Here is a 23,343-nt window from a genome sequence, read left to right as displayed (position 1 = left end):
TCCTACTGTCTCTTAACCCTATCTAAGTTTTACTGGCAATTATTCGAGAGTCATTCTCTAACAATTATCTCAAATATAAGCAAATCTTGCCGATACAAAAACCATGAAAATTAAGTCTATAAAGCTTATTAATTATCGAGGTGCAGTCAGTTTAAACATCGACTTTCATCGGCAACTCAACGTATTCATAGGAGTTAATGGTGCGGGAAAATCCACCATTTTAGATAGTTTGGCGATTATGCTTTCATGGTTAGTTAATCGCCTAAAAAATACTAATGCCAGTGGACGACAGATGAGCGAAACCGAGATTAATAATGGTCAGGGGACGGCTATAATTGAAATCACGGGGGTGACGGAAGATAGTCAAGAGATTACTTGGAAAATAGTAAAAACTAGGACTGGATATATCCACGCTGGAGAACGGAGTAATTTTAGCCAATTAAATGAATACACTCAACAAATACAACGACAAATTACTGAACATCAAGGACAAATTAACTTACCTTTATTTGTTTATTATTCTGTTAATCGAGCAGTGCTGGATATACCCTTAAAAATTAAAACAAAACATCAATTTGAATCTCTAAGTGCCTACGAAAATGCTTTAACCAGTGGATCAGATTTTCGCACTTTTTTTGAATGGTTTCGCGAGCGCGAAGATTTAGAAAATGAAAATAGAAAATATCAGGATTATCTAATTAAACCAGAAGGTTTTTGTTTTCCTGATCCCCAATTGGAAGCGGTTCGGGAAACGATCGAACGTTTTCTACCCGATTTTAGTAATCTTAGCGTCCGTCGTAATCCCTTGAGAATGGAAGTAACAAAAAAGAATAAAATAGTTACTGTTAATCAACTTTCTGATGGAGAAAAATGTCTGATTGCTATGCTGGGAGATTTAGCTCGAAGAATGGCGATTGCTAATCCTCAAAATCCTTATCCCTTAACGGGTACTGGCGTTATTATCATTGACGAAATTGATTTACATTTACATCCTCAATGGCAAAGATTTGTAGTACCTAAATTACTAGAAGTTTTTCCTAACTGTCAATTTTTTATTTCCACCCATTCTCCTAATATTATCACTCATGTTCAGCCAGAAAGTTTACACTTCATGGAACAAACAGAAATGGGAATAAAATTTCATCCCGTGCAAGAGTCCTACGGCAAAAATGTTGATCGAATTTTAGAAGATTTGATGGGATTAGAGACAACTCGTCCCAAGGAAATCGCTGAAGCTTTGAAAGATATCTATGAACAAATCTCTCAAAATCAATTAGAGGCAGCTAAAAATAAAATCAATGATCTCAGAGCTAAAATTCAAGATGATCCAGAATTAATTAAAGCTGAAGTTATTATTCGACGCAAGGAAATTATCGGAAAATGAAGTATATTAGGAAAAGACAAGAACCACCAGAGTTTAAGAATTGGAAAGAGCAAGCTAACTCAGATTGGCAGCCCGACTTTAAAAATTTAGCAGGAAAACCAAAAGAAATACTAATTAAAGCTTTGATGACAGAACAGGGGGAAATATGTTGTTATTGTGAAAATCGATTGATTGATGGTAAATGCCATATAGAACATTTTAAACCTCAGAGTGATCCCACTGTTGATCCCTTAGATTATGCCAATTTGCTATGTTCCTGTCAGGCAAATCTTACGCCTAGTGAATTTCGGTACTGTGGTAATCTAAAAAATAACTGGTTTGATGAAAATCTCTTAATCTCTCCACTTAATCCCGATTGTGAGTCTCACTTTGCTTTTAATGATGATGGTGCAATTAAACCCGCACAAGAAGATGATCAAAAAGCAATTAATACTATCGAAAAGTTGGGATTAAACCTCAATAAACTCAAGGCACTTCGTAAGGCAGCCATCGATCCTTTTTTGGATGAGGAGATAGATAATGACGAATTAAAATTTTTTGTCAATGGATATTTATGCTTAGATGATCAACAAAGATACAAACCTTTCTGGACAACAATCAAATATTTGTTCAGCGATTTAATTGAATAATCGTTCCTTGACAAAAATACAAGAATTATTATAAAAGTTTAAATAAACAAGAAAAAATATAAAGTCTTATGAAGATTATTCAAGAATTATCTCAAAAGTCAACAATTGATGAGATTCTGGCCAGATAATGGGAGTGGAGGGGTGGATCAACCTTTCCCAAGTTGAACGGAGATTGTTGTCGAGAGTCGGAGAGAAAAGCAATGAATATCAAGGATACGTTACACAATCTTGTCCAGTACCTAACAGAGGCTTTTGCTCGCATTTTTAGCCCCAACAATGATGAGTATCCCGATGTGGGGATGCAGCCTTTTGATGCTGAACCCTACCATGCTCCCAAGGGTAATTCTTAACTAAAAATGACGGATAATTGCTTTGAAATAAAATAAGGTAGGGATAAGAACCCTGCCTTATTTTCTGGAAAAATAATTAATCCTCTGCTTGCCAATCGGGACAACTATCACCATTCCAACCGTAGGGATGGAAACCGCAGACGAGAAGATTGTCTCCGTAGATATAGCCGTGATAATTACGGCAACCGATACAAGCAGGATGGGTGTTAGGATCGGGGTTAACCTTGGGAGTGAGGATAAAATCCGAAGGTTCATCTAATTCCGAAAATAGGGATTCATCGGAGTTAAAAAATTCTTCTAATTCCTGGGGCAAAACCTCTTGAATAAACTGTTCCAGATCGATGATAATTTCCTCATTAATTTCTTCGATAGTTTGGGTCACTTCTTGGAAAAAAGTTTCAACTCCCAGCGCCACAGTTTCGATCACTTCCCAAAAATCCTTCTGCCAATCGTCCATGTTTATACTTGCGTCCCTTGTCTGGTAATAATTAATTATTTGCCGCTAAAATCTAGGTTTTAATCCTGTTGCAGTTTCCGTAATTCTTCCTGAAGACGTTCCACCTTTTGCCGCAATTCATCTACTTTTGGATCGGCTGCTTTGGTGTCCTCCTCATCTTCAATAATTTCTATCCGCCGGGGTTCATGGGGAATATTAGATTCATTACCTGCCACCATTTGCTGTTGTGCCTGTTTCACCAACTCATCAACGTATTTGCGCGCTTCTTCCGCGTTTATTTCGCCGCGAGAAATCATCTCATCGGCTATTTTTTGGGCTTGATTTCTTAATTCTTGTAAATTTACTTCAGCTTTTTCGGCGGCATAAGCGGCAATGCCTACGCCCAAATAAACTGCTTTTTTGACTAAATCACCTAAGTTGGCCATAGCAAAAATCCTGAATCGATCGCTCTTACTTCCCAGAATAAACGATCCTTCTCGCAAATGGAAATGGGTTTTGGGAGTCAGTCCCGATGAAAAAATTTTCACCCCCACAGATGAAAGAGGTTTCCTTCCCTACACCCCACACCCCACACCCTACACCCTCTTTCAAGTCAGTGAACAGTGAACAGTAAACAGTAATCAGTGAACGCTTGCGCCTCTATCCAAGAGAGCCATCAGTGAACTGAAAACTCACATCTGATAACTGTTAACTGATGAGGTAAAGTTTTGTAAAGAGATGAGGTGGTGGCAACAGCAAAATTGATGGCTATAAAGATTAAATTTTAGTCAAATTGCTGGTTTTTCGCCCTCAAAACGACGATAAAGCCTCATTAGGTCATTTTTGACCTAAATAGTGTGATTAAGCTCAAAATAACTAAATATTGCGGCTAGCTGCCGGCAGCCAGCAGCCGGCTGAATCGATTTGTGTTCATCCTAACCAAAGATTTAAACTAAAGAATCGAGACCAGATTCCCGATTTAATCACAAAAAACTATGTTTCCTATTCATCGCCCCCGTCGTCTGCGTCAAACCCCTCAAATGCGCCGTCTGGTGAGTGAAACCGTCTTGACAGCCAATGACTTTATCTATCCCCTTTTCGCCACGGCGGGGGAAGGTATTGCCCAGGAAGTCAAATCGATGCCGGGGGTGTACCAATTATCAATCGATAAAATTGTTGACGAAGCCAAGGAAGTGCGGGATTTAGGAATTCCAGCGATTATTTTATTCGGGCTGCCGGAAAGTAAAGACACAGAGGCGACGGGAGCATGGCACGATCATGGTATTGTGCAAAAAGCGGCCACAGCAATTAAAGAGGCAGTTCCTGATTTACTCATTGTCGCCGATACTTGTTTGTGTGAATATACCAACCATGGTCATTGTGGTTATCTGCAAACGGGAGATTTAACCGGCAGGGTATTAAACGATCCCACTCTGGAATTATTGCAAAAAACCGCCGTTTCCCAGGTAAAAGCGGGAGTGGATATCATTGCACCATCGGGAATGATGGATGGTTTTGTGCAGGCAATTCGTCAAGGATTGGATGAGGCGGGTTATAGTGATACACCGATTCTTTCCTATACGGCTAAATATGCCTCTGCCTATTATGGGCCGTTTCGGGATGCCGCCGATTCTACCCCCCAATTCGGCGATCGCAGAACCTACCAAATGGATCCGGGTAATGCCAGGGAAGCCTTAAAAGAGGTGGAATTAGATGTATTAGAGGGAGCAGATATGTTAATGGTTAAACCTGCTCTATCTTACCTGGATATTATCTGGAGAATCAAGGAAATGACTAATTTACCCGTGGCTGCCTACAATGTGTCGGGGGAATATTCAATGATTAAAGCGGCGGCGTTAAATGGCTGGATTGACGAAAAACGGGTGACTTTAGAGACTTTAACCAGCTTTAAACGGGCGGGTGCCGATATTATCTTAACCTACCACGCTAAGGATGCCGTGCGCTGGTTAGCAGAGGGTTAAATCGGAAAGGTGACAATTTTTGGCTAACCGATCAGGATAAGGGGGGGTGAGGTTGCTACTATTAATTCTAGGGATTACCTGAAAGGGATTAAGTAGTTAGGTATTAAAAACTGTCAGATTCCCCCGCCTATCGGCACCCCCCTTATCAAGGGGGGGCAGGGGGGATCAAAGACAAAATCTATCTTCAATTTAATTATAACCAGCTACTTACCTGAAAAAAATACTTGCCAACGATTGAGTTTAGGAGCGGTAGATAACCTCTCATTCAAGCAACTACATAGCGCACTGCTGCAACGATTTGTTAACCGATCGTGGAATCTATGATGCCTTTTATACAAACATTTTCGGTAAAAGTTCTGATCATCCATTCATGCTTATTTTTTAGATGTTCATGTTCCGACGGTTCCACAGTTTTAGTCCTTCAAACCAGAAAATACTGACAACTCCAGAAACTAAGCTGACCAGCAAATCATCAGTATGTAGAAATGAAAAGCCGAACAGGTGTCGTAGCAGGGGAACATAGAGAACTAATCCCAAAAAGAGTAGTCCACCGCCGATCACCCACCACAAAGCCTGATTAGGAGCTTGGAGCATTTCTGGAATCGTTCGGGACCAGGAACGATTGGTTAGGATCATAGCCAGGTTGGAGATAATCAATGTCGTAAACGCTAAGGCACGGGCATCAAATTCACTATTGCCGTTGTTATAGGCGATCGCAAATACAATAACCAGTACCACTAAAACGCTGATCCCTTGAAGCAAAGCCAATCGCAACGTCCGACGACTGAACAAGGGTTCTTTGGGATTACGGGGTGGGCGGCGCATAATATCGCTTTCTGCCGGTTCAGCTTCAAACACAACCGTGCAGGCCGGATCGATAATTAAGTGCAGAAAGGCAATGTGGATGGGGAGTAGCACCAAAGGCCAGCCAAAGATGACTGGAATCAACGACATACCCGCGATCGGAACGTGAACGGCCAAGGTATAGGCCATCCCCTTCTTCAGGTTGTCAAAGATACGTCTGCCCAGTTTGACCGATTCGACGATGGACGAAAAATCATCTTTCAACAGGACCAAATCGGCAGACTCTCGCGCTACATCGGTCCCCCGTTCACCCATGGCAATGCCGATATGAGCAGACTTGAGAGCCGGGGCATCGTTGACACCATCACCAGTCATGGCCACAATTTCCCCGGAGCGTTTCAGTGCATTGACAATCAATAGTTTTTGTTCGGGGACGACACGGGCAAAGATGTTGGTGCTTTGAATGCGATCGCGCAGTTCCGACTCACCCATTTGCTCCAGTTCCCTACCGGTGATCACCTTGTCTAAAGGCCTGAGTCCAATCTGACGGGCAATGTTCTGGGCTGTTACCGGATAATCACCCGTAATCATCACAACGCGAATTCCCGCACCATAGCATTCAGCGATCGCAGGTGCCCCAGTAGGACGCACGGGGTCTTCCAGGCCGATCAGTCCGACAAATTCAAACTCAAAGTCGTGTTGTTGAACAGGTAAGCGATCGTCAGATTCTAAGTAGGCTAGAGGCCCAGATGACTCAAAAGCGTGAGTTTTGGGTAATGTTCCCATTTTGCGTCCTTGGGCAACTCCCAGAACTCGCAAACCCTCTCCGGCCATTGCCTGGATCTGTTCGACAAGCTCCTGTTGTTGAATCGGGCTGAAATGGCAGAGATCGGCGATCGCTTCGGGGGCCCCTTTTGCCGCAACGGTAAGCTCCCCCGTCAGGGATTCCCAGACACAGGACATGGCCAAGAGATCGGTGGACAGGGGATATTCGTGCAGTAGTTGCCAATCGGTGTGCAGGTGTTCGGTCTTGGCTAGGTAATTCCAACCAATTTGCTGCAAAGCTTTTTCCATCGGGTCAAAGGGATCTTTGCGACTCGCTAGAATACCAAACTCGATCAGGGGATGAAGGACTTCTGGCAAGGGTTCGCGCTCGTGGAGCGTCACATCGTACAGATAAGCACCGGGGCCGCTGTAAACCAACAATTGTTTGACGGCCATTTGGTTCAATGTCAGGGTTCCAGTCTTATCGACACAAAGAACGGTGACAGAACCCAGGGTTTCAACCACTGGAATGCGACGGGTTAGTACCTGTTTTTGCGAGAATCGCCACGCTCCCAGAGCCAGAAAGATGGCCAGCACCACCGGAATTTCATTGGGCAAAATTGCCATCGCCAGGGCTAATCCTGCCAAAAAGCCATGCAACCAATCGGCCCGGGTTAATCCATAAATCACCACCACCGCCGCACAAATGGCCAGCGCGATCATCGTCAATTTACCGACAATGCGACGGGTTTCTTTCTGTAAGACCGTGTCTTCCGGTTCAACCGTTTGCAGAGCTTTGCCAATTTTTCCCATTTCAGTGCCGATACCCGTTGCTTGCACCTGGGCAATGCCCTGCCCTTGTACCGCCAGAGTACCGGAATAGACGGTGGGCAAGTCGTCTCCACCCGGTCTCAAGGTGGCTGAAAGGTGCTTCGGGTCTTCTTCCCTGTGGATGGTGCGTTTCCTGACCGGAACTGACTCTCCGGTTAACAGCGATTCATCAATCGTCAAGTGAGTGGACCACAACAAAATCGCATCCGCAGGAACGCGATCGCCCTCCTCCACCACGATCAGATCCCCCTCTACCACTTCTCGGCCGGCAATTCGCTGCCGCTCCCCATCTCGAATCACCAAGGCCCGCGGACTGGATAAGTCCCGCAGTGCTTCTAGAGAACGTTCCGTTTTCTGCTCTTGGTAAAGATTGATGCCAATAATAAAAAAGACAAACCCCAACAAAATCAGAGCTTCTTGAGCATCACCCAAAAAGAGGTAGATGACACCACAGGCAATCAGGAGCAAGAAAATCGGCTCTTGGATAATGTCTAGGGCGATGGTTAAAAAAGTACGATGCTGGGTTGAAGGGAGTTCGTTGTAGCCGTGCTGTTTCAAGCGATCACTAGCTTCTTGACTAGACAACCCGTTAAACTGCCTATTTTGTATATGTGCAACCATAACAATTACCTAGGTTTTTCACACAGGCTATTCTCCCATATAGAGAGTGGGTAATTGGATCGGGCTTACTTCTGTCTGAGATTAGATCAAATCTTGGAGAAGGTTGCGAAGAAAGCAACGGCTATGGTCGGTATGAGGGCTAACCCTCTGTAGCGATCGCACTTGCTCAAAGAATAATTAATGTCCAAACCTGATTTTTTTGGGTTCCTTCCACTGATTTTAGGCGATTATCGATGCCCTCAACCTTTTCGGTTAACTTTGCCTGTCTTACCTCTAGCTTATTTAACCGTTCGTCGATTTTGTCAAATTTTTGGTTAACATCTTTTTGGAGATTGTTAATTTTCCCCTCAATCCTAGTCAAAACAGCTTCTAGGGAATAGGTAACGGTTTCGTTAGACATGGTGAGCAACTCCATTAGATCATATTTTCTCGGTTCCCGATCGACAGTCAGCTATCGGGGACTATTTTAAGACTAAACCGGTTCATCGCTTTCTTGCCAAGAGTGGAGAGGTTGATAGACAAAAGAAGACGACGAGAACTTGGCAACATTCAGCACTGTCTCAAGAAAAGGGAATTAGTGCAAGGTGAAGGGGAAAATCGGCACTAGAGTTATGTTCCGCGATAGTTTTAAGTCTAGCAGTTTCCTTTAAAATAATAGACACAATTGCCTTTGTTCAGTTGTCAGTCTTCGGATATAAAAATAAAATAAGAATTGGCTAGGACATATATTAAAATAGCAATTTTCTGGCTTTAACCGGCATCTTGCTCATTTTGATCGATAATTGTCTGGCCAACAGCCACGACTTTAACTATTGCCCTCATCCCCTATAAGTACATAGACAAAATTAATTACACCTATCGAACCACCTCTGGCCTGTTGTCTATCCTAACCAAGAAATGAAAAGAAAAGAGCTTAAAATCGGTCGCCGCTATTCTAGCAAACCCCTGCAAATATTTTTAATTATTGCCTTCATCGCCGCCGCTCCCTTTGCTATTTTTTATCTTATTGCCTTGGCTTATCTCTGGCAAGGCGATCGACTTTTGGCCGCGGGGGAAAAGGAATCGGCTCTGTCTGCTTACCGAACCGTTTTATCTTTCCACGAAAATTTGGTCCCAGCCCATATAAAAATCGCTCAGGTCTTGCAAAGTCAAAAACGCTATTCTGAAGCCTTAGAAGCATATAATCGTGGTTTTATCGTTAATGATAAACCATCGACGGAACCCTCCCTAAGTAATCATTTAGTCGCTTTGGGAGATATCTTCGCCCAAGAGGAAAAATGGTCAGAGGCGATCGATGCCTACCAAAAAGCAATTATCATTAAACCAACTTTTAAAGGGCAATTTCAGCTAGGAAAAGCTCTCTATAGTTTACAACGTTGGGATGAGGCGGCGAAAGCTCTGCAAGCAGCGGTTTTTCTCGATCCTAGTCAGGGAAAAGCCTATTTTTATCTGGGAAAGGCCTACAGTGAACAGCAACTCTGGCCAGAGGCCAGTTATGCCTATCAGCAAGCTCTAGAATTGATACCTAATCAGGGTGAAATCTACAAAAAATTAGGAGAAGCCCTAGGAAAACAGGGAAAATGGCAGCAAGCAGAGCAAATATATCGACAGGCTTTAATTTACGCCCCTAAAGATGGGGATATTTATAATTATTTAGGCAAAGCTTTAGCGGAACAGGGCAAACTAGGGGCAGCGATGGCAGTTTTTCAACAGGCACGCCAAATTAGTCCCAAAAATGCCAAGATTTACGAAAATCTCTGTTATACCTATATCAATAGCGGTCAGATCGATCAGGGTCTCAATTGGTGTCGGCAGGCCGTAGAAATTGATCCCAATTTATCAGAAGCTAGATTTATTTTACAGGAAATCCAACGGGGGCGATTAATTCATGACAATCCCGAATTATTAAAAATGCCAGAGATAATTCCCAGTGTTAAGAGTGATCCTCTGGTAAATTTAAAACGCTCAATTGTTAAAATTATCATTCGCGGCCAAAATAAAAATGGCATCGGCACTGGTTGGTTATTAAAACGAGATCAAGACACAGCTTGGATCGTGACTAACCGCCATGTGGTGACGAATTCCCGTCAAGAAATCGATGCAGAGGCGCGCATTTTTGTCGAGTATTATAGCCAACCCCCCCAGGGAAAACTTCGCAAGCGTTCAAAAGCTAAAATTCTCCACACTACCCCCCCTAATGACTGGCTCGATTTAGCAGTATTAGAGGTAAAAAATCCTCCCCCAGATTTAAAACCTTTAGCTTTAGCACCCCTCCCAATTGCCCCTAATCAACCGGTAATCTCGATCGGTAATCCTTTTAATCAAAAAGATTGGACTGTCAGCAAAGGCACTGTTAATGATAATAACGAAAAATCCTTAAGTTTGTCCATGTTTGTCGTTTCTGGACAGTCGGGAAGTCCAGTTTTAAACGATAAAAATCAAGTGGTGGGAGTGATTTCTCAAGCGAGTTTATTTTGTGATGATCCCTCCACTCCTAAACCCCTAGAAAATGCCGTTAGATTGGGCTGCGGTTTCGCAATTCCCATTGACAGAGTGCGAGAAAGGTTAAGGGATTGGGGAACTTTTTCAGTTATCAGTGAACAGTAATCAGTAATCAGCTTCTGAAGGCAAGAGGCAAGAGGCAAAAGAAATAATCTGGCAATTCTCCTACCTAAAAAGAAGGTTATAAACTAAGTACATCAAAGCTTTTAGCTTAACAAATTAGGTTTTAGTTTCGGCCTTTGTTATCAGTTATCAGTGGATAGTGATACTAAATCCAGTTATTAAAAACTGATTATTTATTCCCCTTTGCATGAGTGCCTCTTGCATGACTGCTTCTCCGCATAACTAGCCTGTACTCAACGGATTTAGTATGATTGATCACTGTTTACTGTTTACTAAGTAGCTGGTTATAATTAAATTAAAAATGGATTTTAGGTTCGATCCCCCCTTAGTCCTAGGGTTGATTCATAGTAGGGTTGATTCATGAATCAACCCTACCCTTAGTCCCCCTTGATAACGGTGGTGTCTGATAATTTTTAACGCCTACCTACTTATTTACTGTTTACTGGTTACTGATAACTGTTTACTGGTTACTGATAACTGATAACTGCTATGCTACTCTAGGCAGAAAACCATTCGATCGAGATCACCGTGGCTAACCAAGAAGCAACTTCCCCCGCTATTCGTACCCCCTTATACGACCTAATTGCCCAACAAACCAGCAAATTTACCCCTTTTGCGGGTTGGGAGATGCCGATACAGTTTAGCGGCCTAAAAATCGAACATAATGCTGTCCGCAACGGTGTCGGGATGTTTGACATTTCCCACATGGGCAAATTTATCTTAACTGGAGATAATCTGGTTCAATCTCTCCAAACCCTAGTTCCCTCTAATTTAGCCCGTTTAAGGGCAGGAAAGGCACAATATAGCGTTTTACTTAACCCAGAGGGTGGTATAATCGATGATATTATCTTTTACTACCAAAGCGAAAGCCAGGGCGTGTTAATTGTTAATGCCTCAACCACCGATAAAGATCGAGAATGGATTTTAGGCAATTTAGAGGGTTCGGGGGTCAAATTAGCGGATTTATCCCGAGAAAGGGTCTTAATTGCTCTGCAAGGACCAAAGGCAGCGACAATTTTACAGCCCTTGATCGGGGAAAAATTAAGCGATTTTGGTCTATTTAATCACTGGGAAAGCCAGCTTTTCGGGGAAAAAGTTTTTATCGCTAGGACCGGTTACACGGGAGAAGATGGCTTTGAAATTATGGCCCCTCCTGAAATCGGACAGCAACTTTGGACAGAATTCTTAAATTTAGGGGTGACTCCCTGCGGTTTAGGGGCCCGGGATACCCTGCGTTTAGAGGCAGCTTTAGCCCTTTATGGACAGGATATCGACGATAGCACGAGTCCCCTAGAGGCTGGCTTAAATTGGTTGGTTCATCTGCCAGAAAAAGGCGATTTTATCGGTCGCGATGTCCTTGAAGACCAAAAACTTAATGGTGTCAATCGGCGCTTGGTGGGATTGCAGATGTCTGGCAAACATATCGCTCGTCACGATTATCCAGTAGTATTTGCCGGAGAAACGGTGGGTAAAGTCACCAGTGGCACTTTATCACCAACTTTAAACACAGCGATCGCTTTAGCCTATCTTCCCACACCTTTCGCCTCGATCGGACAGGCGATCGAAGTGGAAATCCGCGGCACCACCTACCCCGCTACCGTAGTCAAAAAACCCTTTTACAAAAGTAAAAAGTAAAAAGGTGATCGAGGTTAGGTGGCTTTTCAGTGAACAGTAATCAGTAATCAGTGAAGAGAAAACGGCAACTGCTAGATAACACTGTCCACTTAAAACTCAAATCTGATAACTGATAACTGATAACTGATAACTGATAACTGAAAATGCAATCCGTAGACTTTACCACCCTCAGCGCCACTTGTGCCGAAATTGCCGCCCCTTGGCTACCGGCGAGACTAGAACAAGTGTATCAAATTGATCGCCAAACGATCGCCCTCTATTTACGAACCTTCGATCGCAAGGGATGGTTAATTATTTCTTGGCATCCCCAAGGGGCGCGGCTGCATATTGGTGAGCCACCGCCAAAAGTCCCTGATACCTTCACTTTCAGCGATCAATTGCGTCATCAACTCAATGGTTTGGCGCTGACAAAATTAGCATTTGTTGCCCCGTGGGAAAGAGTCATCGATCTACAATTTGCCCAACGTCCCGATGATCCGGCGCTGTGGCATTTGTATATAGAAATTATCGGCAAATATAGCAATGTCATTTTAACTGCGGCTGACAATCAAATTGTCACCGTTGCCCATCAAGTCAATGCCACCCAGTCCAGTGTTCGCACCGTACAAACGGGACAAATCTATCAACTACCCCCCGTTTTATTGGCAACAAATCCCAGTTTAGAAGAATCCTTGAGCAGTTGGCAAGCTAGGGTTAGTTTAATCCCTAAAACTATCGAAAAACAGTTAGTTAGTACCTATCGTGGAGTTAGTCCAGTTATCGCTCGATCGCTGTTGCAAAAAGCCAAAATTAACCCGAAATTAAACACGGATCAGTTAGATACTAATGATTGGGAAAAGCTCTTTTCAGCTTGGCAAGAATGGTTAAAAATGCTCGAAAATAAAACCTTTCAACCCGGATGGACAAGAGAAGGTTATACAGTTATCGGTGGGGAGATACTGGCAGCGGCTAAAAATGTTCAAGAATTATTAAACCGTTATTATAGCGACCAAATTAATCAAGAAAGCTTTCGACAACTACAGCAAAAATTAAGCCAAAAAGTCATCTCTTTACTGACTAAACTGCAAACTAAAGCCGCAGGATTTCAAACAAGACTAGCAGAATCTGCTCATGCTGATCGCTATAAAGAGCAAGGGGATTTATTAATGGCAAATCTGCAGCAAATACAGCAGGGAATGACTAGCATTAGTTTGGCGGATTTCCAGACAGGAAACCCTGTCATTATTCCTCTCGATCCCGAAAGAAATCCCGTGCAGAATGCCCAATATTTTTATAAACAACATCAGAAATTAAAAAGGGCGCGGTTAGCGGTGGAACCTTTATTAGAGGAAGTGGTCAGTGAAATTAATTATCTCGAACAAGTGCGATCGAGTTTAAGTCAACTAGAGAATTATAGCAGCAGCGAAGATTTAGAGGCCCTAGACGAGATACAAGAAGAATTAATCCAACAAAAGTATCTAGAAAGCAATTACCGGCGTAATCGGGCGAATAATAAAGAATCCGAACCCATGCGCTTTACTACTCCCTCTGGAGTAGAATTATGGATTGGCAGAAATAACCGTCAAAATGATCGGCTAACTTTTCGTAGTGCCAGCGATTACGATATCTGGTTTCATAGTCAAGAAATCGCTGGTAGTCACGTTTTACTCCGTTTAACCCCCGGTACAGTTCCAGAAGCCGCCGATCTGCAATTTGCCGCCGATTACGCCGCTTATTATAGCCGCGCTCGCCATAGTGAACAGGTTCCCGTCGTCTATACCCGTCCCAAATACGTCTATAAACCCAAGGGCGCCAAGCCCGGTATGGTGGTTTACAAACAGGAAACGGTAATCTGGGGCTGTCCTCAGAGGGTTGAGGATTACCGCAAAAAATAATTTTTTACCAAATTGTTTACTTTTTTTTACACAAAATGGGTATTGTCTGTTACAATTTTTACTATAGAGACAAATGCAGTTCAGGCGCTTGGGAACGCAAGAACTATATTTCCTCGGATTACAACAACAAACAACAGCAAACCAGTGGTAGCAGCCGATAGTCTCGGGAAAGACACAAAAAACCGACTATTCAGGTGATATTAAAGCGACCACTGGTATTTTATCTTCACCTAACCGGTTCTGTCACTTTCCTCAACTTTCTTTTCGGTTTCCGAGACTTATTGCCCAGATGACTGAGTTTGATTGTTGAGAATATTTGCTCTATCTTTGGGATGAAAGAGGGATAGTTGGCATCCAGCTTTTTTTGACATACCCCACGCCGTTTACGACGTGGATTCTTCTAGCATCACTGCTGAGAATTTCTGGCTCAACGAGTCCACTTGAATTAGATTCCTGGCGAAATCCAACCCAGAGGTGGTTCTCTCCCCAGACTTTCGCGACCTTACAGAAGCCTGTTTTCGTATGCCCTACGATACAGTTCAAAACCTCTAAAATCATTGGTTTCTTTGGTACTTGGTGCTGAGAATTTTTACCTATAGGAGCATTCCCCTATAGAACCCCATAACTCTAGTTTTCAAGGCTTCGGCCGTGAGCTTTTGCCGAACGGTGCGTTCATCCGGCGATGACTGGGTTTTTTAAGCGGTTGCTTACCCTGCCCGCTATTCTTAATATCATACATCCTATAAAGTCGCCCTCAAAGGGCGAGGCTTTAAACCCAATTTTTCGGTAAAGAAATTTAAACTTAACGCATAGTTAAGCCTCTTCGGCCTAAATAAACGACTAGAAACAGTTTTTCTCGGGAGGCCGGGTTTATGGATAGCCCATTAGGAACGATGAACTTTCAACAGACAGAGCTATATAAAAGAATTCAGGCATTTGCCTTGGATCGGCCAGATAGTCAATTATCTTTCAGCCAACGATTAGCAAAAGATAACGGCTGGTCCTTAGGCTATACTCAGAGAGCGATCGAGGAATACAAAAAGTTTATATTTCTAGCCGTTGCAGCAGGACATCCGGTCACGCCATCCGACCAAATCGATCAAGTTTGGCATTTACATCTGACCTATACGCGATTGTACTGGCAAGAGTTCTGTCCCAAAATTTTGCAAACCACATTACATCACGAGCCGACTCGTGGGGGTTCATCCGAGCAATTAAAATTTGGCAGTTGGTATAGCAAGACGCTAGAAAGTTACGAACAGTTTTTTGGACATATTCCTCCAATAGATATTTGGCCTAAACCCAAAGACCGATTCGGGCGAGATTTGCATTTTATCCGGATCAACAGTCAACAAAGCTGGGTTTTGTCAAAACCTAATTTGACAATCTTCTTGAAACCACAACTGCGAAAAATAGGCATCTTTACCTTTTTAGTCTTCCTCTCACTGATGATAACTAGCTGTCAGATAATCTCCCAAATTCCTAACCCAATGAATTTTACAGGTCCGGAATTTTTAACCTTCTATATTTCCCTAGGAGTAATGGGAATCGCTTTGGCAGCCTGGCTACGTTTTTCCCTGTGCCTAGTTAGCGGTAATATAAATCAGCAACCTGATTTAAATACTTACGAGATAGCTTTCTTGGCGGGGGGCAATCATCGCCTGATTATGGCCGCAATCGCCAGTTTGGTAAAACAAGGCTATGTGGAGGTATTAAAAGAAAAATCACCATTTGCTTTTAGAAAAACACAAGGCAAACTGGTGGTGACAGGAAAGATCGATGCTATTGCCGATCCTGTAGAAAAGGCGGTCGCCCAAGATATTTTGGCCACTGATGGGGCAATTGAACAGGTTTTCCGGAAGTCTACAGGAATGAAAGATAGCATTCGTTCCCGCCTAGAACAGCTTGGTTTGTTTCTGAGCGATGCCCAAGCATTGAAAGCGCAAATTTATCCATCATTGATTGTGGTTATTCTTCTAGGAATAGGCTTGTGCAAAATGGCGGTGGGAATTTCTCGCGATAAGCCCGTTGGTTTACTTCTCATCTGTATATTTGGGCTTCTAGTTTTGGGAGCAAGGTTTTTTGTCAAACCACAGCGTCAGCGCAGCCGTTATGGAGAGATCATTTTTAATGATTTAACAAATCGCTTACAACATTTAAAAACAGCCAATAGCAGCGATTCTGAACTTGTACTTGCGGTTGCGTTGTTTGGAGCAACAGTTCTGATGGCGGATATGGCTTTAGCAGACTTGTATCAAATGCTGACTCCCATAGCCGCTGCTAGTAGCGGCAGTGGTGGCGGCAGTGGCGGCAGTGATGGCGGCAGTGGCGGCAGTGATGGCGGCAGTGGCGGCAGTGATGGCGGCAGCGGCGGTTGTGGCGGCAGTGGCGGCAGTGATGGCGGCGGCAGTGGCGGTTGTGGTGGTTGTGGTGGTTGTGGTGGTGGTGGTTGTGGTGGTGGAGGTTGATTGAGTTCAAGGCTATTAACAGCCGCTCGATCGTTCCGTTGAACATTCCCGCCACCGTAGCCCTGTTAATTTTTGCCTTAATCTCCTCCCTGGTTTGATTGCTTAAGTAGGGTTGGCTTAATAAGCTAAAACGCATCTAAGATGCGTTTTAGCTTACAAGTAGTCGTGCAAAATTAATTTCCCTGCAGCCAGAACTATAACCTAATTATCCACTGGTTAAGCGTCAAAACATCTAGGCTTTTCCTTGATCCCAGTAATGTAAACTTTAATTAAGAAAAAGACTTCTAGCCCCGATCCGATGTTATATTAATAATTGAAGCTAAAGAAAAAAGCTTCCCTGACAGATCGACTGGCAAGGTTATAAAGGTCAAGTTCACAAAGGAGTAAACCCTGTTAAAGTTACATTCTGTCTCGATAACGACGATAACAGCGATCAACCTGAACGCTCATATTTCCTAGAGTAGAGAACAAGGGAGTTAGGCAATTGGAACTAGGGTTCAATGCTTCTCCAACCAGTCTCAAGTTGTGAGGGGAAATACCTGAGAATCGGTAAACTGATCGCTGTTATTGTTTGTCAACACAAGTAATTGATAATTGCAGTCGCTCTCCTTTGATGAGATAATAGAAAGTCTTCTGTTCAAAAGGATATCGATAGGATGCGACTCTCTCAACAGCTTTTTGTCACCCTCCGGGAAGATCCGGCCGAGGCGGAAATCCCCAGTCATAAATGCTTGGTCCGTGCCGGTTACATTCGTCGCATTGGCAGCGGCATTTACGCCTATTTACCCCTGATGTGGCGGGTTTTACAGAAAGTCTCCCAGATAGTCCGGGAAGAAATGAATAAAGCCGGCGCCCAAGAATGTTTACTTCCCCAACTGCAACCGGCGGAACTCTGGCAAGAATCGGGCCGTTGGGACACCTACACGAAAGCAGAAGGGATTATGTTTGCCCTGACGGACAGGCAAAAGCGGGAGTTAGGATTAGGACCGACTCACGAAGAAGTAATTACTGCCGTCGCTCGTGATTTAATTCGTTCCTATCGACAATTACCAGTTAATTTATATCAGATTCAAACTAAATTTCGCGATGAAATTCGCCCTCGTTTTGGTTTAATGCGAGGACGGGAATTTATTATGAAAGATGCCTATTCTTTCAATCTCGACGAGGAATGTTTAAAGAAAACCTATCAAGCGATGGATATAGCTTACCGCAATATTTTCCGCCGTTGTGGGTTAGCTTTTCGGGCAGTAGAAGCAGATTCTGGAGCGATTGGCGGTTCCGCATCCCAAGAATTTATGGTCTTAGCTGATGCCGGAGAAGATGAGGTTTTATTTACTGCCGATGAAAAGTATGCGGCTAATGTGGAAAAAGCCGTTTCTTTGCCAGCAGATAAAGTGGCTTCTCCCTTTAAAAAGTTGGCTAAAAAAGAAACTCCTAACACCAACACGATCGAAAGTTTAGCTAAATTTCTCGATTGTTCTGCCACTGCTATCGTCAAAAATGTTCTCTACGAAGTGGTTTATGATAGCGGCATAACTGTTTTAGTTTTACTGCATATTCGCGGCGATCAAGAGGTTAACGAAGTTAAACTACAAAATGAATTAGTTAGACAGGCGGGCCGTTACAATGCTAAAACAATTTTGGCTTTAAAAATACCCGATGCTGCCGCTCAACAGAAATGGGCAACTAAACCCTTACCTTTGGGTTATATCGCTCCCGACTTAGAAGATAATTTGCTCAAAAAAGCCAGCGATATCGCCCCTCAATTTTTACGCATAGCAGATACCACCGTGACAGACTTAGAAAACTTTATCACTGGTGCTAATGAAACGGGGTTTCATTTAGTGGGGGCGAATTGGGGTAAAGATTTTATCTTACCGGAATTAATCGTCGATCTACGCAAAGCCCGGGTAGGCGATCGAGCTATTCACGATCCTAATCAAACCTTGCAAAGTGCTAGAGGAATTGAAGTCGGTCATATCTTCCAATTGGGCTATAAATATTCTCAAGCTATGAATGCTTTTTATACTAATGAAGCGGGAGAATCTACCCCCATTTGTATGGGTTGTTATGGCATAGGAGTATCGCGTTTAGCCCAGGCAGCCGTAGAACAATCCTACGATAAAGATGGTATTATTTGGCCCGTAGCTATTGCCCCCTATCAAGCGATTGTGGTTATTCCTAATTTAGCCGATGCCGAGCAGGTAAAAACCGCCGAAAGTTTATACAATGAGTTAAATCAAGCCGGCATTGAAACCCTTTTAGATGACCGGGATGAACGTGCAGGAGTTAAGTTCAAAGATGCGGATTTAATTGGGATTCCCTATCGCATTGTCACGGGTAAATCTCTCAAATCGGGTAAGGTGGAATTAGTCGAAAGAGCCAGTAAAAAAGCGTCAGAAGTAGCAATTAATGAGGTAGTTTCCTATTTAAAAACTGCTATTTCAAAGGTAAAAGCTTCTGATTGAGTGATTAAATATACAGATAATTTTGCTTGTTTATGGTTTGATGAGCGAAGATGACTGGTTGAAGGCATCAAAAACTGTTGCCTGGTTTTTAGCATAAGTTGCTGTTTGCTTCGCTTTCTCTTTAATTCTATCAGCTAATTTCAAAAGGCTGACTCTGTAATTCTGGGCTGCTCAAAAGCTTGACGATGATTCAATCCCTCCTCTTGCCGCAATAAGGAATCAGTGAGCGTATTTTTTTAGGAACGTAGAATATCGGACAAAATATCTATAATTAAGGTTTGGGTTTTTAATGATAATGAGCCTAGTTCACGCTGAACCAGTGAGGAGCGAATTTTTACTAAATGATCAAGTCTGATGGCTGACGATTTGCGAAGACCACTCATCATAAAATCTGGATTTTCTGGTCTCAGAATAATATCTGTATGAAGGGTATTTTTTGGAATACGACTGGTAATTAGGGCAAAGATAATGTGTTGATAGCCTCCAATTTGATTGGTTAGGCAATAAGCAGGGCGAACTTTACTGGAAGATAAATCGTCGAAGGGAAATTGAATTAAAACGATTTTACCCTTCATTGCTTACCGGTTGTCCATCGTTTAGGGTATAAATATCTTCTTCGGGATCATGCAGAAAAGCAAAGCTAGGGTTATGGGAAACGGTATCTAGCCAGTTTTTTTCGTTCAGTTCATCCTCCGACATCAAAAGAATGACGCGCACAAATCTATCTTTTTCTTGGGGAATAGGATGATCAAGTTGAATTTGCCCTTGGGTGTTGAGGATACCAGTGGTTTCAATCGCACCCATAGCAAAGTCTAAAGGGGGCGATTCGACTCTAACATTAAAAATTATGGAAAGTGGAAGTAGCTACAGCGATCGCATTTTTTATTGGTTATTGGTGCGCTTCCATATAGGCTCGGAGCAACTCATTGATCTGTGTTTGATAGCCTTTTCCCTGAGATTTAAACCACTCGAATACATCATTATCAATGGAGAGAGTAACTTCAGCTTTGGCCCTGATTACGGGGACACTTCGCCGCACTACGGCTCTCCCAAACATTTCGGGTGTAATTTCTGGACAGTCTGACAAATCAATATCTTCATCGCTCATTGCGTCTAATCGTTGCCAATCAGTTTGAGAGTTGCTTAAAGTAGGTTCGTTGTTCATATTTCGTTGCCTTTCTTGCAGAAATAATACGAGTGTAATCCTCACGTTCGGTATGGACAACGGCAATAATTCGCCCTTTTAGTAAACCCAATGTAACAAAACGCTGCTCTCCATAATCGAGACGATCATCTTCAACCGTTAAAATGTCCCCATCGAAAACGGCGGGAACATCGGCAAAATCTATACCGTGTTTACGAAGATTAGTAAGTCGTTTTGCTTCATCCCATCGGTATTCCATAACTGAACGACTGTTACAACAATCTATTGTAGTTGCCAATTGTTGTCACCGCCACGCTCCAAGTTATTGGGATTGTGATATGGATAGTAAAATAATCTACAAGATCACCCTAGTAAACTTCATCGTGGGTTCCAAGAGATTCCAAAAGAATGGCTTGCTGATTTTCATGATCAACAAATTTAAAGATAATTCTCAAATCGTAGCCTGCATTACAAGCATAGGATTCTTTGAGTTCCCCTTTTAATTTGTGGGTTCTTAATCTAGGTTGAAAAGGGTCTATTTGCAATAATTCTAAGGTGTCTTGAATATTTTGAGCGAACGAAGGCTGTTTTTTGATAATTTTACGAGCGTTTCTAATAAACACATTGGAGCGCAATAACACAAAACTCATGCAAGGATCTCTTCCATTAGTTGTTGAGGGGTTGCGGATTGGCATTGACCTTGAGCGTATTCCTGTTGAGCTTCTTCAATGTCTTTAATTAATTCGGCTCTTTTTTGGTCTCGCAGGCGACTTTTCAAGATGTGAATAAGTTGTTCTTGAGCTTCTGGGGGAAGTTGTTCGGTTGCGTCTAGTATTTCTGCAAAGGTGGCTTGAGTCATGGTTTTAGTTGGTTATGGTGGTCTTTGGAGCTAATTATAGCAGTAAAGATAGGATGGGTTAGCGTGGCGTAACGCATCCTACAATATCGGCGATCGCACTGGATGAAGGGGTTTCTCAGGCGATCGCCAAAGGTTTAAGAATGTGAGGGATTGATGTTACAATGTCTTCAGAGGAAGGACTGATTGGGGCTTCTGATGAGGAACAGTTAGCTTATGCTTTGTCGCAAGGCTGAGTTGTTTTCAGGTTTCATGTCTCTGATATTGGAAGCAGCGATCGCCGATGATTAAGTTTTGGTTTTTAAATTTAAGATCAGTTTTGGAGACATGAAGAAAATTTGGCAAGGTCTTTTTTCTGTAGTTATTTAGAGGTAGAGGTTGAATTAACCGATGAGCGAGAACAGCATATTATTGATCGCCATCCGGGGACATTACCCGATTATGAGGAGCAATTAGCCCAGACTTTAGCTGATCCAGATTTAATTCGTTCTAGCGATCACGATGAAAAGGCGTTGTTATTTTCTAAGTGGTTTTCAACGATTCGGACGGGACGATTTTTAATTGTGGTGGTGGTTTCCCAATCTGCTCTTAGTCGTCATTGGATCGTGACTATATACACAGCCCGAAAAATTACAGGGGGAATAATGGTATGGAAAAAAATCTAACTTTTCGCTATGATCCGACGGGAGATATTCTTTATGTAGATGTCTGTTCTCCCTATGCAGATCAAGAGTCGGAGGAGATTGGGGATGAAATTGTCGCTCGTCTAAATCCGACTTCTGGGGAGATTGAGAATTTGGAGATTTTATTTTTCTCGAAACGCTGGAATCAATCCTTACCGTTACAATTGCCGATTGATGCTGCTTTTCGATTAGTGGGATAATTGAATCCTTTAGAAAAGTGAAGCAGTTATCAGCAGAAATACATCAGGATTGAACGAAAATTGAAACAATACGGATTAATGTCAGGATTTGATGGGGTAAAAACTTAACATTCTTTACAGGTGTATTTAGGTTGGGATGGAATTGACATTTCTTGGGTGTACCATGTTAGTCATTAGTGATCGCCAAAGGTTTAAGGATGCGAGGGATTGATGTTACAATGTCTTCAGAGAAAGCACTGATTGGGGCTTCTGAATGAGGAACAGTTAGCTTATGCTTTATTGCCAAGCCGAGTCATTTTCACTTTTGATGATGGCGATCACTGATGCTTCTACACTCTGTGCTAACATTTTCAATATTATAGGTGCTTTTGTTTTATGAAAAATCAGTTATTAAAATTAGCTTTTGAAGTAGAAATTGAAGAAGGGGAGCAACTCAATCTTCCCAGTTCTATTGTGCAAGGAATTGGTAAAGGGAAGTGGGTGATCACCATTCAGCCCAAAACGTTGGTTAGCGATCGCCTTCGTTCTTCTTTTCTGAATAGTTATGCCCCAGAAGACGAAGGTTTATATGACGATTATTAAAGGCGGAGCCAATCTTTCAGCCCGTTTTCAATTAATTTCATCTGTGATTCCGATAGCATTCCAAGCTTTTTCACAAAATAGGGTGGAGGAACGGTTACAAAACCCTGAAGTAGGAAGGCACCTTTTCTTTTCAGAAAGGGAAGGTCGATCTGAATCTCATATTGGGAGCCTCTGATACTAGTTGTATGAGGAATCACACCAATCAAAGCTCGATCCTCATCTCCATAAGGTTCACTCACAACAAGAGCGGGGCGTACTTTTGCTGCTATCCCAAAATCAATCAACCAAACTTCGCTACGAACTGGCTTCGGATTCCCCATCTGCTTCCTCCTCTGCATCTAGACGAGCAAACGATTGAGCGGCAAAAAGAACTGCATCATCATTACTCCAATCACCATAGTCTCCAGTCGGACTCAGGCTGGCTGAAAGGAACTCAGATTTTTCTCTAGCTGAAAGTTTTTTGAACTGTCTAAGAAGTGTTACAACGGCTTCACTCATGGCTTCAACTGATCGCTTGTAGATTACTTTCTGTCCACTAGGTTAGCACGGCGCTCGCTCTTTCAAAAACCAAAATGATCGCAATTTTAAAGTTTAATTAACAAGAAGATAGCGATCGCACTGGATGAAGGTGTTTCTAAGGCGATCGCCCACACCTTGCGGTGGTTCGGTGAAGCGGATTTGTCCATCCTGATAAATGCCTTCGATGGTTTTTAGCATGGTTTGCTGTTTGGCTGGTTTCCTCTTCAATTTTAGCAGCTAATTTCAACGGGCTGGATATGCCATAATTTAGAGTGTAAGACATGGAGAGCCATTAGGGATTGATCGAGTGGTTTTGTTATCTCGACAAAAGCGGAGAAAAAGTAATTTATGGCAACGTCGTTTTTGGGAATATTTAATGTGAGATGAACGAGATTATGGGTTACATTGTGATTATATTCATTACAATTCTGGGCGGCATGGGTTCTGTTTAAAACCGTAAGATTGGCTGTTTTCTAGGGTTTATCGG

24 protein-coding genes and 1 pseudogene are annotated in these 23,343 nt (G+C 42.7%); 12 read left to right on the top strand and 13 right to left on the bottom strand.

Annotated elements, in window-relative coordinates; translation table 11 throughout:
- The first annotated feature begins 103 nt into the window (after window positions 1-103).
- The 3 genes from RAM70_RS12590 to RAM70_RS12580 all read left to right on the top strand — a co-directional run bounded on the left by RAM70_RS12590 (window position 104) and on the right by RAM70_RS12580 (window position 2,363).
- Window positions 104-1,384, top strand: coding sequence for an AAA family ATPase (locus RAM70_RS12590; protein ID WP_312674008.1), 1,281 nt, complete (start codon window positions 104-106; stop codon window positions 1,382-1,384).
- The gene (locus RAM70_RS12585; protein WP_045356095.1) at window positions 1,381-2,013 is read left to right on the top strand and encodes a retron system putative HNH endonuclease; all 633 of its coding nucleotides are present in this window, start codon (window positions 1,381-1,383) and stop codon (window positions 2,011-2,013) included. The genes RAM70_RS12590 and RAM70_RS12585 overlap by 4 nt, the downstream gene beginning before the upstream one ends.
- A 200-nt stretch (window positions 2,014-2,213) precedes the next feature.
- On the top strand, window positions 2,214-2,363 hold the full coding sequence (locus RAM70_RS12580) for a hypothetical protein (protein WP_045356093.1): 150 nt from the start codon (window positions 2,214-2,216) through the stop codon (window positions 2,361-2,363).
- Between the two features lie 76 nt (window positions 2,364-2,439).
- Here the strand turns inward: RAM70_RS12580 and RAM70_RS12575 are convergent, their stop codons facing one another.
- Complete coding sequence (locus RAM70_RS12575) at window positions 2,440-2,820, bottom strand: hypothetical protein (protein ID WP_045356091.1); 381 nt, start codon at window positions 2,818-2,820, stop codon at window positions 2,440-2,442.
- A 59-nt stretch (window positions 2,821-2,879) separates the two neighbouring features.
- Window positions 2,880-3,245 carry a phasin family protein gene (locus RAM70_RS12570; RefSeq protein WP_045356090.1) on the bottom strand — a complete coding sequence of 122 codons (366 nt, stop codon included), beginning with the start codon at window positions 3,243-3,245 and terminating at the stop codon, window positions 2,880-2,882.
- Between the two features lie 549 nt (window positions 3,246-3,794).
- Here RAM70_RS12570 and hemB point away from each other — a divergent pair.
- Window positions 3,795-4,781: a porphobilinogen synthase gene (gene hemB, locus RAM70_RS12565; protein WP_045356086.1), complete on the top strand. Its 987-nt coding sequence runs from the start codon at window positions 3,795-3,797 to the stop codon at window positions 4,779-4,781.
- A gap of 381 nt (window positions 4,782-5,162) precedes the next feature.
- Here the strand turns inward: hemB and RAM70_RS12560 are convergent, their stop codons facing one another.
- Together RAM70_RS12560 and RAM70_RS12555 are read right to left on the bottom strand one after the other, a co-directional pair.
- Window positions 5,163-7,802 carry a cation-translocating P-type ATPase gene (locus tag RAM70_RS12560; protein WP_312674005.1) on the bottom strand — a complete coding sequence of 880 codons (2,640 nt, stop codon included), beginning with the start codon at window positions 7,800-7,802 and terminating at the stop codon, window positions 5,163-5,165.
- 86 nt (window positions 7,803-7,888) lie between these two features.
- Window positions 7,889-8,202, bottom strand: a pseudogene (locus RAM70_RS12555) (DUF4164 domain-containing protein).
- 497 nt (window positions 8,203-8,699) lie between these two features.
- Between RAM70_RS12555 and RAM70_RS12550 the strand changes: the two are divergent.
- The 5 genes from RAM70_RS12550 to RAM70_RS12530 all read left to right on the top strand — a co-directional run bounded on the left by RAM70_RS12550 (window position 8,700) and on the right by RAM70_RS12530 (window position 18,872).
- Window positions 8,700-10,409, top strand: a complete 1,710-nt coding sequence (locus tag RAM70_RS12550; protein ID WP_312674002.1) for a serine protease — start codon at window positions 8,700-8,702, stop codon at window positions 10,407-10,409.
- A gap of 546 nt (window positions 10,410-10,955) precedes the next feature.
- On the top strand, window positions 10,956-12,062 hold the full coding sequence (gene gcvT / locus RAM70_RS12545; protein WP_312674000.1) for a glycine cleavage system aminomethyltransferase GcvT: 1,107 nt from the start codon (window positions 10,956-10,958) through the stop codon (window positions 12,060-12,062).
- A gap of 143 nt (window positions 12,063-12,205) precedes the next feature.
- Window positions 12,206-13,936, top strand: a complete 1,731-nt coding sequence (locus RAM70_RS12540; RefSeq protein WP_312673998.1) for an Rqc2 family fibronectin-binding protein — start codon at window positions 12,206-12,208, stop codon at window positions 13,934-13,936.
- Between the two features lie 872 nt (window positions 13,937-14,808).
- Window positions 14,809-16,404 (top strand): TIGR04222 domain-containing membrane protein, encoded by a 1,596-nt coding sequence (locus tag RAM70_RS12535; protein WP_288016783.1) that lies wholly within the window; start codon window positions 14,809-14,811, stop codon window positions 16,402-16,404.
- Between the two features lie 656 nt (window positions 16,405-17,060).
- A complete protein-coding gene (locus RAM70_RS12530) occupies window positions 17,061-18,872 on the top strand; it encodes a proline--tRNA ligase (RefSeq protein ID WP_045356072.1) in 1,812 nt (603 codons plus the stop codon).
- 236 nt (window positions 18,873-19,108) lie between these two features.
- On the opposite strand, the gene RAM70_RS12525 is transcribed toward RAM70_RS12530, so the two are convergent.
- The 6 genes from RAM70_RS12525 to RAM70_RS12500 all read right to left on the bottom strand — a co-directional run bounded on the left by RAM70_RS12525 (window position 19,109) and on the right by RAM70_RS12500 (window position 20,875).
- Window positions 19,109-19,447 (bottom strand): type II toxin-antitoxin system PemK/MazF family toxin, encoded by a 339-nt coding sequence (locus RAM70_RS12525; RefSeq protein WP_045356071.1) that lies wholly within the window; start codon window positions 19,445-19,447, stop codon window positions 19,109-19,111.
- Window positions 19,437-19,676, bottom strand: coding sequence for a hypothetical protein (locus RAM70_RS12520; protein ID WP_045356070.1), 240 nt, complete (start codon window positions 19,674-19,676; stop codon window positions 19,437-19,439). The genes RAM70_RS12525 and RAM70_RS12520 overlap by 11 nt, the downstream gene beginning before the upstream one ends.
- A gap of 85 nt (window positions 19,677-19,761) precedes the next feature.
- Window positions 19,762-20,037, bottom strand: coding sequence for a BrnA antitoxin family protein (locus tag RAM70_RS12515; RefSeq protein ID WP_045356069.1), 276 nt, complete (start codon window positions 20,035-20,037; stop codon window positions 19,762-19,764).
- Window positions 20,000-20,275 (bottom strand): BrnT family toxin, encoded by a 276-nt coding sequence (locus RAM70_RS12510; protein ID WP_012265670.1) that lies wholly within the window; start codon window positions 20,273-20,275, stop codon window positions 20,000-20,002. Before RAM70_RS12510 ends, RAM70_RS12515 begins: the two co-directional genes overlap by 38 nt.
- A gap of 109 nt (window positions 20,276-20,384) precedes the next feature.
- Window positions 20,385-20,666, bottom strand: coding sequence for a type II toxin-antitoxin system RelE/ParE family toxin (locus RAM70_RS12505; RefSeq protein WP_004163793.1), 282 nt, complete (start codon window positions 20,664-20,666; stop codon window positions 20,385-20,387).
- Window positions 20,663-20,875 carry a hypothetical protein gene (locus tag RAM70_RS12500; RefSeq protein WP_004163792.1) on the bottom strand — a complete coding sequence of 71 codons (213 nt, stop codon included), beginning with the start codon at window positions 20,873-20,875 and terminating at the stop codon, window positions 20,663-20,665. The genes RAM70_RS12505 and RAM70_RS12500 overlap by 4 nt, the downstream gene beginning before the upstream one ends.
- A gap of 335 nt (window positions 20,876-21,210) precedes the next feature.
- On the opposite strand from RAM70_RS12500, the gene RAM70_RS12495 reads away from it, so the two are divergent.
- From RAM70_RS12495 to RAM70_RS12485, 3 genes are all read left to right on the top strand, one after another.
- Window positions 21,211-21,537 carry a hypothetical protein gene (locus RAM70_RS12495; protein WP_312673988.1) on the top strand — a complete coding sequence of 109 codons (327 nt, stop codon included), beginning with the start codon at window positions 21,211-21,213 and terminating at the stop codon, window positions 21,535-21,537.
- Entirely contained in the window at window positions 21,522-21,755 is a 234-nt protein-coding gene (locus RAM70_RS12490) for a DUF2283 domain-containing protein (RefSeq protein ID WP_002769319.1), read from the top strand. Before RAM70_RS12495 ends, RAM70_RS12490 begins: the two co-directional genes overlap by 16 nt.
- A gap of 375 nt (window positions 21,756-22,130) precedes the next feature.
- Window positions 22,131-22,337, top strand: a complete 207-nt coding sequence (locus RAM70_RS12485) for a hypothetical protein (protein ID WP_312673985.1) — start codon at window positions 22,131-22,133, stop codon at window positions 22,335-22,337.
- Here RAM70_RS12485 and RAM70_RS12480 read toward each other — a convergent pair.
- From RAM70_RS12480 to RAM70_RS12470, 3 genes are all read right to left on the bottom strand, one after another.
- The gene (locus RAM70_RS12480) at window positions 22,334-22,657 is read right to left on the bottom strand and encodes a type II toxin-antitoxin system PemK/MazF family toxin (protein WP_004163786.1); all 324 of its coding nucleotides are present in this window, start codon (window positions 22,655-22,657) and stop codon (window positions 22,334-22,336) included. The two genes, RAM70_RS12485 and RAM70_RS12480, sit on opposite strands and share 4 nt — an antisense overlap.
- Window positions 22,632-22,835: a hypothetical protein gene (locus RAM70_RS12475; protein WP_002797544.1), complete on the bottom strand. Its 204-nt coding sequence runs from the start codon at window positions 22,833-22,835 to the stop codon at window positions 22,632-22,634. The genes RAM70_RS12480 and RAM70_RS12475 overlap by 26 nt, the downstream gene beginning before the upstream one ends.
- Window positions 22,836-22,928: 93 nt before the next feature.
- Entirely contained in the window at window positions 22,929-23,054 is a 126-nt protein-coding gene (locus RAM70_RS12470) for a hypothetical protein (RefSeq protein ID WP_312673982.1), read from the bottom strand.
- Window positions 23,055-23,343: the final 289 nt, after the last annotated feature.

The organism is Microcystis wesenbergii NRERC-220 (genome assembly GCF_032027425.1).
Taxonomy (GTDB): domain Bacteria; phylum Cyanobacteriota; class Cyanobacteriia; order Cyanobacteriales; family Microcystaceae; genus Microcystis; species Microcystis wesenbergii_A.
This window is presented reverse-complemented; position numbering and strand designations above follow the sequence as displayed.